Below are 12082 nucleotides of genomic sequence, written 5' to 3'. Positions count from 1 at the left end.
AAAATCATGAGCAGTTCAAAAGACGGTAAATGCCCAGTTGACCACAATCAATCTACAAGTAAAGAGGAAAACATAAATGAAATGGGAAAATGTCCTGTAATGCACGGTGCAAATACTTCAACAGATAAATCTGTAATGGATTGGTGGCCTAAGGCATTAAATTTAGATATTTTACACCAACACGATACAAAGACAAATCCTTTAAAACTCAATTTTAACTATCGTGAAGAATTAAAAAAATTAGATGTTGCAGCTTTAAAGAAAGACGTACATAATTTATTGACAGACAGTCAGGAATGGTGGCCTGCAGATTGGGGGCATTATGGCGGATTAATGATTCGTATGGCTTGGCACTCAGCAGGTACCTACAGAACAGCTGATGGACGTGGTGGAGGTGGAACGGGAAATCAACGTTTTGCGCCACTTAATTCGTGGCCAGACAATGTGAATTTAGATAAAGCACGACGTTTGTTGTGGCCAATTAAGAAAAAATATGGAAATAAAATAAGTTGGGCCGATTTAATTATTTTGGCAGGAACCATTGCTTATGAAAATATGGGCTTAAAAACGTTTGGTTTTGCTTTTGGACGAGAAGATATTTGGCATCCTGAACAGGATATTTATTGGGGAGCAGAAAAAGAGTGGTTAGCACCAAGCGATAGTCGTTATGAAAATTTAGAAGACCCTGCAACTATGGAAAATCCGTTGGCAGCGGTACAAATGGGGTTAATTTATGTAAATCCTGAAGGGGTAAATGGAGTGCCTAATCCTTTAAAAACAGCAGAGCAAGTACGTGAAACATTCAAAAGAATGGCAATGAACGACGAAGAAACTGTTGCTTTAACAGCAGGTGGGCATACCGTTGGAAAAGCGCATGGAAATGGAGATGCAAGTATATTGGGCCCAGTTCCTGAAGCTGCCGATGTTGAAGAACAAGGCTTGGGTTGGTCAAATCCAAACAAAACAGGGAAAGGTCGTTATACAGTATCAAGTGGTTTAGAAGGAGCTTGGACTAGTAATCCAACCAAATGGGATAATGGTTTTTTTGAAATGTTATTTAAACACGATTGGGAATTGCAAAAAAGTCCTGCAGGAGCTTGGCAATGGGAGCCTAAAGCAATAAAAGAAGAAGACAAGCCTGTAGATGTTGAAGACTTTACAATTCGTTACAATCCTATGATGACGGATGCGGATATGGCAATGAAAGTTGATCCAACGTATAAAGAAATTTCATTAAAATTTATGAATGATTTTGATGCTTTTTCTGATGCTTTTGCACGTGCTTGGTTTAAATTAACACATCGTGATATGGGGCCTAAATCCTGTTATTTTGGTCCAGATGTTCCTAAAGAAGATTTGATTTGGCAAGATCCTATTCCTAAAGGGAAAACAACTTATGATGTTGCTGCGGTAAAAGAAAAAATTGCAAATGCAGGATTAAGCATTTCTGAAATGGTTGGGACTGCTTGGGATAGTGCTAGAACATTTAGAGGTTCAGATAAACGAGGAGGAGCAAATGGCGCAAGAATTAGATTAGCGCCTCAAAAAGATTGGGAAGGAAATGAGCCAGAAAAATTAGCAAAAGTACTATCCGTTTTAGAACCTATTGCAGCTGAATTTGAAATAAGCATTGCAGATACCATTGTATTGGCTGGAAATATGGGTGTTGAACAAGCAGCTAAAAAAGCAGGAATAGCGATTTCAGTTCCTTTTACTCCTGGACGTGGTGATGCAACTGATGAAATGACAGATGAAGTATCGTTTGAACCGCTAGAACCATTAGCTGATGGTTATAGAAACTGGTTGAAAAAAGATTATATAGTGAGTCCAGAAGAATTGCTATTAGATCGCACACAATTAATGGGTTTAACTGCTCCTGAAATGACGGTGTTGTTAGGTGGAATGCGTGTAATGGGAACCAATTATGGTGAAACCAAACACGGTGTATTTACAGATGCTGTTGGAACTTTGTCTAACGATTTTTTTGTAAACTTAACAGATATGGGCTACGCTTGGGAGCCTTCAGAAAACGGATTGTATAATATTCGTTGTAAAAAAACGGGAAAAGTAAAATATACAGCTACACGAATTGATTTGGTGTTTGGTTCAAATTCAGTTTTACGTTCATATGCTGAATTTTATGCACAAGACGATAATAAAGAACAATTTGTAAACGATTTTGTGAATGCTTGGGTAAAAGTAATGAATGCAGATCGATTTGATTTAAAATAAATATAAATTCTAAATAGTAAAAAGCAGTTTGAAATTTTCAAACTGCTTTTTTTATGAATTATAATATGAGCTTGTTAGTTAACCATTTCAAACACATATAAGGTGTTTTGGGAGTCACTAACCACATACATATGGTTTTTATAAATTACAATCCCTTCACCTTTTTCAACGTTAATTTTATGCTTTTTTAAAAGCTTTCCTTTTTTTGAAATTTGATAAATAGCACTTGATTCATCGCTAATTATCCATAAGCAATTGCTATTTTCATCAAAACAAATGCCCGAAACATCTTTAGAAAAATTTAAAGGATAGGTGTTTTTAATTTCACCTTTTAAATTCAATGCTAATAGTTGTTTAGGCGCTTTTTCATTTACAGCAAATAACCTTTTTATTGAGCTGTCAAAACAAATGCCTTCTAATCCGCTATTCGTTGTTTCTTGTTCCCCTTTAATTTTATGCTTATTTAAAAACTTGCCTTTTAAATTTAAGTAAATAAGGGAGCGTTTAGCTTCGTTAACAATGGCTATTTTTTTGGAAGAAGGAATAATGGTAATTCCTTCTAAATCTTTGTAGTTTGTCTTAATTTTTTTTACAACTTCTCCTGTTAAGGTAGTTTTGTATATGCCACCATTTTGGTCGCTAACAATGTACAAGTGTTTTTTATAAGCTGTAATTCCTGAAGGTTCAGCAATTTTAAGCTTTATAGTGTTTACCAATTTTAATTCAGCTTGCGAGGTTGCTTTATCAGCACAGGCAATAAGCATAAATGATAATAAAACAGTAAATAAGATTTTTTTCACTAGTTAAAATTAGGCAAATTTTTGCAGAACTTCATCAAAAGCATCGTAAACATCTTGTGCTGCATCTGAAGTCACCATTTTCATACGGTAAGGTTTAAAATCTGGAATTCCTTTAAAGTAGTTGGTGTAATGTCTACGCATTTCCATAACGCCAACAATTTCACTCTCTTTCCAATCAATTTCCATTTCTAGGTGGCGTTTTGCCATTTCAACACGTTCAGCAATGGTAACTTCGGGCAAGTGTTCACCAGTTGCTATAAAGTGTTTTACTTGTTTAAAAAACCAAGGATTTCCAATGCTAGCTCTTCCAATCATAGCGCCATCTAAACCAAATTTATCACGCATTTCAACCGCGCGTTCTGGAGTATTTACATCGCCATTACCAAAAACAGGAATGTGCATTCTCGAGTTGTTTTTTACTTCTGCAATAGGTGCCCAATTGGCATCACCTTTATACATTTGCGCACGTGTACGCCCGTGAATAGAGATCGCCGAGCAGCCAACATCTTGCAAACGTTCAGCAACTTCAACAATTTTTATGGATGATTCATCCCAACCCAAACGCGTTTTTACTGTAACAGGTAATTTGGTGTGTTTCACCATGGCGTCGGTTAGTTCAACCATTAAATCAATGTCCTTTAAAATTCCTGCGCCGGCACCTTTGCTAACCACTTTTTTTACCGGACAACCAAAATTAATATCAATAATATCAGGCTTCGATTGTTCAACAATTTCAACCGTTCGCAACATGGATTCTAAATTCGCTCCAAAAATTTGAATACCAACCGGACGTTCCTTTTCGTAAATGTCCAATTTTTTTCTACTTTTTGCAGCATCTCTAATCAAGCCTTCGCTCGAAATAAATTCAGTATACACCACATCAGCACCTTGTTCTTTGCACAATGCTCTAAACGGTGGATCGCTCACATCTTCCATTGGCGCTAACAATAGCGGGAAGTCATTCAATTCAATATCTCCTATTTTTACCAAACCTAAAATTTTTGGCTGCAAAATTACTAATTATTTTTGATACGGTTATTTTTGGGCGTTCCCTTGCAGGTCGGGCTTTCCGCTGTATCTTTTGTTGTAATTCCACTTCGTTACATTTCAAAAAAAGGATGTCGCTGCTATCCCTAACGCAAACCAAGTAGGATTTTACTTTTGTTTATATAAATTGTACTTTTGAAATATGTGGATGCTACATTAAAACTTATGAACTAAAAAATGAAATGCTATGATTCAAGTATTATTGGCCTTATTACTATTTTTAATGCAAAACATGTTTTTGTAAAAATTTAAATAGTTATTCCTACTTTTAATTGGGTAGATTAAAAAAACCTAACAGGGTTTAAAACCTGTTAAGTTTCTTTATTAATTTTATAGACTAAATAAATGTTACTGCTCCTGAATGAACATTATACATTGCTCCAACAATTTTGATTTCACCACTGTTATGCATCTCAGCCAAAACCGCGCTATCCTTCAAAATTTTATCAATAGTTAGCAATACATTTTGTTCAGCAACATTGTTTACAAACTCTAAATTTCCAGAGTTTCTTAAACTAGCGTCTTCAGGTGATGTTACCGCATTAACGGCTGGTTTAATTTTAGCTAACATTCCGGTAAGTTTTCCTAATTTGGCATCGTCACAAGCTCCTTTTACGGCTCCACATGCGGTATGACCTAAAACCACTAAAAGCTTGGTTCCGGCCAATTTACATGCAAATTCCATACTTCCTAAAATATCATCATTTACAAAGTTTCCTGCAATACGAATACTGAAAATATCTCCAAGTCCTTGGTCAAAAAGTAACTCTGGGGGTACTCTAGAATCTATACAGCTTAAAAATGTTGCAAATGGAAATTGCCCCCACTAGTATCGTCTACTTGTTCTAAAAGGTTACGATTTGCTTTTAAATTATTTTGAAATCGTAAGTTCCCTTCTATTAAGTATTCTAATGACTTTTCAGGGGTCATTGTTGCCTGTGTTTCTTGTGTATGTGCTTTCATATGTGTTTTGTAATAATTAAAATTAAATTATGCTTCTGAAACTAATAACGAAACGTTTAACTTGCTTACTACTTCTTTTAATGATGTATCAGCATTTATAGTGTTATTTGCTTTGTTTTTATCTCTGTCTACACATAATAAATTAATGTTGTTTTTTTGTAAATACGAAGAAAGTGTTGTCATAGCATTATCATTTTGCTCAAAGACATACTCGACCATTTTTTCTTCGTTTAATTTAGGCGTGTTTAAGTTTTGGCTATTAAGAATTCTAAAAGATTTTAATGGCGCTTTTGAATGCGTTATTAAATCGTTAGAAAGCTTGTTTTTTAAAAATTTAGTAGAACCATTTAAAACACCTAAAGCTACTTTTTCATTTGGGACTAACGTGTTTTCATTTGAAGTAATCATTATAATTCCTTTAAATTTTTTTAATATAAAGCGCGTAATGCTATCGCCAAGAAGTTTAAAAGGAGCTGGTTCACGTTGACCTAAAACAATTATATCAGGATTGTGAATTTGTATTTGTTTTTCAATTTCTTCTTTCACTTTTCCAAATGCATAATCACCATTAATTTTTACATTATATTCTTTTGAAAAGTCGTTAACTATAGTATGTATTTTCTTTTTGATATTCTTATGTTCATCATTTAAAGTTCTCATTGAAGACAATTGATTATCTCTTTTTAAAATGTCAATGTGTTCTTTTACATGAAATAATGCTATTTCTGCATCAATCATGTTGGCTAAACTCACGCTGCTTTTTAAGGTTGAACTTGCATTCTTCTTTAAGTCTGAAAGTACAAGAATTTTGTATTTATAATTTTTCATTTCCTTCTAACTTAAACTTATATTTGACTTAGGTCTCAATTGAAAAAACTCAATAAAACTAGATGGGTTTTCAACAATACCTCTTTTTGAAATTAACTTAATATCAATATTTCTTTCTTTGGCTTTAAATGCAAAATCCTCTAAAATCTCAATAATATCATAGTCCAAGTATCTGGTTTTAGTAACATCAAATTCTAAATAAGTATCTCTAGGTAAACTATCTAATTCTTTTAAAATAGCACCTTTGTTAAAGAAGGTTACTTCCTCTGCAAGTTCCATTTTAATTTTATGTTTTCCGTTGCTATTATCTTCAATATGAAGAAAGTGAGAGTTTTGATAACTTTTTAATAAAATAACAATTATACCAACTAATAAACCTAATCCAATACCAACCAATAAATCAGTAAATACAATACCAATTACAGTAACAAAAAACGGCACCGATTGTTTCCATCCTAAATTGTACATTTGTTTAAATAATGCTGGTTTAGCTAATTTATATCCCACAATAAAAAGGATGGCTGCTAATACCGAAAGCGGAATTTTGTTTATGAGTCTTGGAATAAGAATAACTGCCATAAGTAATAAGAGACCATGAATAATTGCCGACATTTTAGTTCTCCCACCAGATTGAATGTTCGCAGAACTTCTTACAATTACTTGTGTTATTGGTAAACCTCCAATTAACCCAGAAATTATATTACCAGTTCCTTGTGCTAATAACTCTCTATTTGTAGGAGTAACATTTTTATGTGGGTCCAACTTATCTGTAGCTTCTACACATAATAAAGTTTCTAAACTAGCTACCAATGCTATGGTAAATGCTACAACCCAAACTTCTGGGTTTGTAATTTGAGAGAAATTTGGGAATCTAAATTGTCCTAAAAAAGAATCCAAATTATCTGGTACAGGAACACTTACTAAATGAGAAGAACTAATACCAAACTTTGAATTAGAACCAGCTACCAAAAAGTAAATAATACCTGCAACTACAGCTACTAACGGTCCTTGAATTAATTGAAAGAATTTTCCTTTGTTAGATAGAACATTGCTCCAAAGTAATAAAATTCCTAAACCAATGAAGCCAATAATAGTTGAGCCTAGGCTAATATTATTTAACGCTAAAAAAATTTCCGAAAATGTATTTTCTCCGTCAACTTGAAAAAAGGCAAAATCACCTTCCGGATCTGCATCATAACCAAAAAAATGTGGAATTTGCTTAAGAATAATGATAATTCCAATTCCTGTTAACATTCCTTTTATTACAGAAGAAGGAAAATAATATCCAATAATTCCTGCTTTTAAAAAGCCGAAAATTAATTGAATAACTCCACCCAAAACAACAGCAACCAAGAAGTTTTCAAAACCTCCTAAAGTTCCAATTGCAGTTAAGACTATGGCGGCCAATCCTGCAGCCGGACCACTAACTCCTATTTTAGAGCCACTTAAAGCGCCTACTACTGTACCACCTACAATTCCGGAAATTAAACCAGAAAAAAGAGGTGCGCCACTGGCTAGTGCAATACCTAAACATAATGGTAAGGCAACAAAAAATACGACTACACTTGCTGGTAAGTCACTTTTAATACTTTTAAACATATTATATATAATTTTACTCTTAGTTACTTTAAACTAAAATTTGATAAATGTGATGATTGTTTCTAATTAAGATATTGAACCGATTTATAGAGTGTAATAATCGGGTGGTGGAGAAATAAGATCTAGATAAGGTTTACCATATTTTTTATTGCAATGCAGTAAACTATTTTTTGAATAGGATAGGACAATGCCTGAACTATTTGATTTTACATGGGGAAATATGACTTGAAAGTCCAAATTCTTTTCACTTTCTTCATCATCGGTAGAAGTAGAAATAATTAATGAAATATCAATAGAGTTATCAACCATGGTAAGAATAGTTGGTAAGCCTATAAATAGGAGAAAAAGGATTGAGAAAACTAAAGAAATTCCTCTTTTTTTCATTTCATTTTTGTTTTATTGATGCCAAATATAATAATACTTTTCATAATAATAGTATTACTATCATAAAAAATTGTTAAGCTTCCGTATATTTGTGTTAAATTTGAATTACTTCTTTATATAAATAACTTAATAGATACCTTTTAAAATGAGTGTAGAAATAAAAATATCATTAAATAAAGGCTTGTATCTTAAAGAACCACAAGACTCAAAACTTGGAAGGAAAATGATAAAGCATAGTATAATGCTCATTGAAAAGTTCGGTTTTGAGGCATTTACTTTCAAGAAATTGGCGAAAGAAATAAATTCAACAGAAGCTTCAATTTATAGATATTTTGAAAATAAGCACCTATTACTTCTTTTTTTAGTGAACTGGTATTGGGAATGGGTGAGCTATTTAATAACTATGAACACCATGAATGTAATTGACCCAAAATTAAAACTTAAAATTATAATACATTCATTTGTTGCAGCGCATAAAGAAAACCCGAATGTTGAATATGTAAATGAAAGTAAACTCCATAATATTGTAATTTCTGAAGGAATGAAAGCATATCATACAAAAGATGTTGATAGTGAGAATTCTAAGGGCTTTTTTAAGAGTTATAAGAATTTGACAACTTCAGTTTCAAAAGTTATTTCAGAGGTTAACCCAGATTTTAAATATCCATATGCATTGGCTACAAATCTATTTGAAATGTCAAATAATAGCATCTATTTTGCTCAGCACCTTCCAAAGTTAACCGATATATCACTTAAAGAAAATAAAGTTGTTGAAGTTGAAGATATGTTGCTGTATTTTACAAACAAATTATTGAAGAAATAGCTCAACTATTTTGTAATTCTCAAAACACAAAAATTAAAGAAGGTTATTATTCAAAAAAGTAAGTAACATTTCTAATAAGATAATTGGTTTTGTTAACTAATTTATCCTCTCTTTTTCATTTTTTATCGATTATTTAAATTAATAGTTGTTATATTTTCATTTTTACTAGTAATCCTATTATCTTTACATGAAACACTTTCACTGTTAATGAATAATTTAAAGATAAATATTGAAGTAAATCAGGAATTATACTGTAAAAAACCAGATTCCTCAGACTTGGGACAAAAAATATTGTCCAAGAGTATTGAAATGATAAATGAAATTGGGTTCGAAGCTTTTACTTTTAAAAAGTTAGGAGACGAAATTCATTCCCCTGAAAGCTCAATTTACCGGTATTTTAAAAATAAGCATATTTTATTGGTTTATTTAACAAGTTGGTATTGGTCTTGGATTGAGTATGAGCTTGTTTTTGCAACAACAAATATTCAATCTCCAGAAGATAGGCTTTTAAAATGTATACATATTTTAACAAAGCCAACCATGGAAAACACAACAATTCCTTATATAAATGAATCGCTGTTAAGCAATATTATTATTTCTGAATCCATAAAATCTTATCATACTATAAACGTTGATGAAGAGAATAAAAAAGGGTATTTTAAGTCTTACAAAATGGTTGTGCAAAGAGTTAGTGATATTTTATTAGAGATTAAACCAAACTTTCAATATCCACATATGTTAATTTCAACTATTATTGAAGGCTCACGTCATCAAAAATACTTTGCAGAACATTTACCAGCCTTAACAGATGTAGATAAAGAAAACGATACCATTGAAAATTTTTATAAAGAAATGGTACTAAATTTTATTAAATAAAAAACATGAAAAACTTATTTGACTTTAAGCACTTTAAAGGTGATTTATTTGGTGGTATTACCGCCGGAATTGTGGCGTTGCCATTAGCGTTAGCATTTGGTGTAAGTTCTGGGTTAGGTCCAAGTGCGGGACTTTACGGTGCTATTTTTGTGAGTTTCTTTGCAGCTCTTTTTGGAGGTACAAATACACAAATTTCTGGGCCAACAGCACCTATGACAGCCGTTAGTATGGTGGTTATTGCAGGTATGATTGCTGGTTTTGATGGAGATGTTTCAAAAGCATTACCTGCAATTTTAACGGTGTTTTTGTTAGCAGGGTTAATTCAAATTGGACTAGGTTTTATAGGTCTCGGAAAATATATTAAGTACATCCCTTATCCCGTGGTTTCAGGTTTTATGACGGCCATTGGAGTCATTATTTTGGTGACTCAAATTTTGCCTTCAGTAGGTTATTACCCAAAAGAAGATGCTCAGTTTGTTGATCAGTTTAAGCCTTTTGCAGAAGAAATTATATTAGATAATATTTTAAAAGAGGAAGCTTCAGAAGGCTTTTTAGTATTAGAAGATTTTCAAGAAACGATAAAAAGAGCTGAAACTATTACACTTGAGCAGATAGAAAAAGAATCTCAAACTTTGGCAGGAAAAGATGCTTCAGGAGTAATTGGATCCTTAAAAGTATTGCCAAGAGCATTAAAGAATATCAATTGGCTTGAGTTTATTCTAGCTACTGGTACGATTTTTATAATTTATGGTTTTAAACGAATTACTACAAAGGTGCCAAGTACATTGGTTGCACTTGTTGTCATGTCTGGTATAGCCATTGGTTTTAATTTAGGTTATAGGCCTATTGAAGAAATACCAAGTGGTTTGCCAATTCCTAATTTAGAAATTTTTACAAGTTTTAAATTGGGCAGTATTACTCCTTATGTATTTACGGCATTAACGTTAGCACTTTTAGGAGCAATTGACTCGTTACTAACTTCTGTGGTGGCTGATAATATGACCAAAACAAAGCATAAACCAAATAAAGAATTAATTGGACAGGGGATAGGAAATAGTATTGGAGCCATATTTGGAGGTATTCCAGGAGCCGGAGCTACCATTAGGACCGTGGTAAATATCAATGCAGGTGGTAAAACTAGATTATCTGGAATGACGGCAGGTGTTTTATTATTTATAGTTTTATTAGCATTGGGACCAATTGCATCTCAAATTCCAGCTGCTGTTCTTGCAGGAATTTTAATAACAGTTGGTATTGGTGTGATGGATTATAAAGGCCTAAAAGCGATTCCTAATATGCCTCGTGCAGAAGTTGTTATTATGCTCGTAGTGTTGGTTTTATCATCCGTATGGAATTTGGTATATGCTGTGGGTATTGGATTGGTAATTGCTTCATTAATGTTTATGAAAAAGATTGGTGATGTAACAGCGGAACATTCAAGTATAGAATCGTTTGATAGATCAAAAGCTTGGCCAGACGAAATTGATTTTCCAGAAAATTTAAAAGACAAAGTGTTTATTAAACACATTAGGGGGCCACTGTTCTTTGGTTCTACGAGTTATTTTCAACAGTTAGTAAATCAAATACCAGATTCAACATCTACTATCATCATAAGAATGGGAAGAATGCAATATATAGATCAGTCTGGTTTATATGCGTTGGAAGATGTTTTGGTAGATTTGGTTAAAGAAGGAAAAAAGGTGTTGTTAGTTAAAGTTTTAAGTCAACCAAGATATATGATGGAAAGTATTGATATCATTCCAGATTTAATACCAGAAGATCAAATTTTTGATAATTTCAAAGATTGTTTAGTATGGGTTAAAGAAGATGTTAAGAGTGGAAGTTTAAAGTTAGAATAGAAGTTCTAATAGCGTAATTACATTCATTTAATTAAAAAAAACTAAAAAAACTAAAAAAGATGAGAACACAAACAAAAGAAATTCAGGATAATTTAACACCTAAATGTGCGCATGATATTTTAGTGCAAGGAAATAAAAGATTTGCAGAGAACTTAAAGGCGCAACGCAATTTAAAAGATCAGGTGTTTGAAACTAGCAAAGGTCAATTTCCTTTTGCTGTAATATTAAGTTGTATAGATTCTAGAGTACCTGCAGAATTAGTTTTTGACCAAGGAATTGGTGATATATTTAGTGTTAGAGTTGCAGGGAATGTTGTTAATAAAGATGTTTTAGGTTCTATGGAATACGCTTGTAAAGTAGCCGGGTCTAAAATATTGGTTGTTATGGGGCATACTAAATGTGGTGCTGTTACAGCAGCTTGTAAAAATGTTAAATTAGGAAATGTAACTACATTACTTGAGAAAATAAAGCCTGCGGTTGATGCTATTCGTAAAAATGATGACGAATTAACAGCTGAGCAAATAGAAGAAGTAAGTTTTGAAAACGTGAACGTTTCTATTGATAGAATACGAAAAGAAAGTCCGATTTTAGCTGAAATGGAAGAAAATGGTGAAATTGAAATTGTAGGTGCATCATATGATGTAAACACAGGTTTAGTTGAATTTCATTAA

General features: G+C 32.6%; 10 protein-coding genes and 1 pseudogene. 5 read left to right on the top strand and 6 right to left on the bottom strand.

The genetic code is table 11. The features are described 5' to 3' along the window. The first annotated feature begins 6 nt into the window (after window positions 1–6). Window positions 7–2232, top strand: a complete 2226-nt coding sequence (katG, locus tag CHB67_RS10250; protein ID WP_217900265.1) for a catalase/peroxidase HPI — start codon at window positions 7–9, stop codon at window positions 2230–2232. Window positions 2233–2306: 74 nt separating this feature from the next. Here katG and CHB67_RS10245 read toward each other — a convergent pair whose 3' ends face one another. From CHB67_RS10245 to CHB67_RS10220, 6 genes and pseudogenes are all read right to left on the bottom strand, one after another. Continuing rightward, window positions 2307–3032, bottom strand: a complete 726-nt coding sequence (locus CHB67_RS10245) for an SdiA-regulated domain-containing protein (protein ID WP_141119701.1) — start codon at window positions 3030–3032, stop codon at window positions 2307–2309. Window positions 3033–3041: 9 nt separating this feature from the next. Continuing rightward, on the bottom strand, window positions 3042–4022 hold the full coding sequence (gene dusB, locus CHB67_RS10240) for a tRNA dihydrouridine synthase DusB (protein ID WP_089381758.1): 981 nt from the start codon (window positions 4020–4022) through the stop codon (window positions 3042–3044). A 394-nt stretch (window positions 4023–4416) separates the two neighbouring features. Next, window positions 4417–5042 (bottom strand): annotated as a pseudogene (locus CHB67_RS10235) (carbonic anhydrase family protein). Window positions 5043–5069: 27 nt separating this feature from the next. Then, entirely contained in the window at window positions 5070–5870 is an 801-nt protein-coding gene (locus CHB67_RS10230; RefSeq protein ID WP_089381681.1) for a universal stress protein, read from the bottom strand. Window positions 5871–5876: 6 nt separating this feature from the next. Continuing rightward, window positions 5877–7469 (bottom strand): SulP family inorganic anion transporter, encoded by a 1593-nt coding sequence (locus CHB67_RS10225; RefSeq protein WP_089381680.1) that lies wholly within the window; start codon window positions 7467–7469, stop codon window positions 5877–5879. An 84-nt stretch (window positions 7470–7553) separates the two neighbouring features. After that, window positions 7554–7853 carry a hypothetical protein gene (locus CHB67_RS10220; RefSeq protein ID WP_089381679.1) on the bottom strand — a complete coding sequence of 100 codons (300 nt, stop codon included), beginning with the start codon at window positions 7851–7853 and terminating at the stop codon, window positions 7554–7556. Between the two features lie 145 nt (window positions 7854–7998). Between CHB67_RS10220 and CHB67_RS10215 the strand changes: the two genes are divergently transcribed. The 4 genes from CHB67_RS10215 (at window position 7999) to CHB67_RS10200 (ending at window position 12082) form a co-directional block, all read left to right on the top strand. Beyond that, window positions 7999–8676 (top strand): TetR/AcrR family transcriptional regulator, encoded by a 678-nt coding sequence (locus CHB67_RS10215; RefSeq protein ID WP_089381678.1) that lies wholly within the window; start codon window positions 7999–8001, stop codon window positions 8674–8676. A 207-nt stretch (window positions 8677–8883) separates the two neighbouring features. Continuing rightward, the gene (locus tag CHB67_RS10210; protein ID WP_089381677.1) at window positions 8884–9552 is read left to right on the top strand and encodes a TetR/AcrR family transcriptional regulator; all 669 of its coding nucleotides are present in this window, start codon (window positions 8884–8886) and stop codon (window positions 9550–9552) included. 5 nt (window positions 9553–9557) lie between these two features. Continuing rightward, window positions 9558–11411 (top strand): SulP family inorganic anion transporter, encoded by a 1854-nt coding sequence (locus tag CHB67_RS10205; protein ID WP_089381676.1) that lies wholly within the window; start codon window positions 9558–9560, stop codon window positions 11409–11411. 59 nt (window positions 11412–11470) lie between these two features. Beyond that, on the top strand, window positions 11471–12082 hold the full coding sequence (locus tag CHB67_RS10200; protein ID WP_089381675.1) for a carbonic anhydrase family protein: 612 nt from the start codon (window positions 11471–11473) through the stop codon (window positions 12080–12082).

This window comes from Lutibacter agarilyticus, assembly GCF_900188235.1.
In the GTDB taxonomy this organism is placed as follows: domain Bacteria; phylum Bacteroidota; class Bacteroidia; order Flavobacteriales; family Flavobacteriaceae; genus Lutibacter; species Lutibacter agarilyticus.
Note: the sequence above shows the minus strand (reverse complement) of the source record. Positions and strands in the feature narration are given on the sequence as shown.

What these genes read in the sequence shown, in the direction of transcription:
- CHB67_RS10230 (WP_089381681.1), bottom strand. Translation starts at nt 5,870, where the DNA reads ATGAAAAATTATAAATACAAAATTCTTGTACTTTCAGACTTAAAGAAG.
- CHB67_RS10210 (WP_089381677.1), top strand. Translation starts at nt 8,884, where the DNA reads ATGAATAATTTAAAGATAAATATTGAAGTAAATCAGGAATTATACTGT.
- CHB67_RS10220 (WP_089381679.1), bottom strand. Translation starts at nt 7,853, where the DNA reads ATGAAAAAAAGAGGAATTTCTTTAGTTTTCTCAATCCTTTTTCTCCTA.
- katG (WP_217900265.1), top strand. Translation starts at nt 7, where the DNA reads ATGAGCAGTTCAAAAGACGGTAAATGCCCAGTTGACCACAATCAATCT.
- CHB67_RS10225 (WP_089381680.1), bottom strand. Translation starts at nt 7,469, where the DNA reads ATGTTTAAAAGTATTAAAAGTGACTTACCAGCAAGTGTAGTCGTATTT.
- CHB67_RS10205 (WP_089381676.1), top strand. Translation starts at nt 9,558, where the DNA reads ATGAAAAACTTATTTGACTTTAAGCACTTTAAAGGTGATTTATTTGGT.
- CHB67_RS10215 (WP_089381678.1), top strand. Translation starts at nt 7,999, where the DNA reads ATGAGTGTAGAAATAAAAATATCATTAAATAAAGGCTTGTATCTTAAA.
- CHB67_RS10200 (WP_089381675.1), top strand. Translation starts at nt 11,471, where the DNA reads ATGAGAACACAAACAAAAGAAATTCAGGATAATTTAACACCTAAATGT.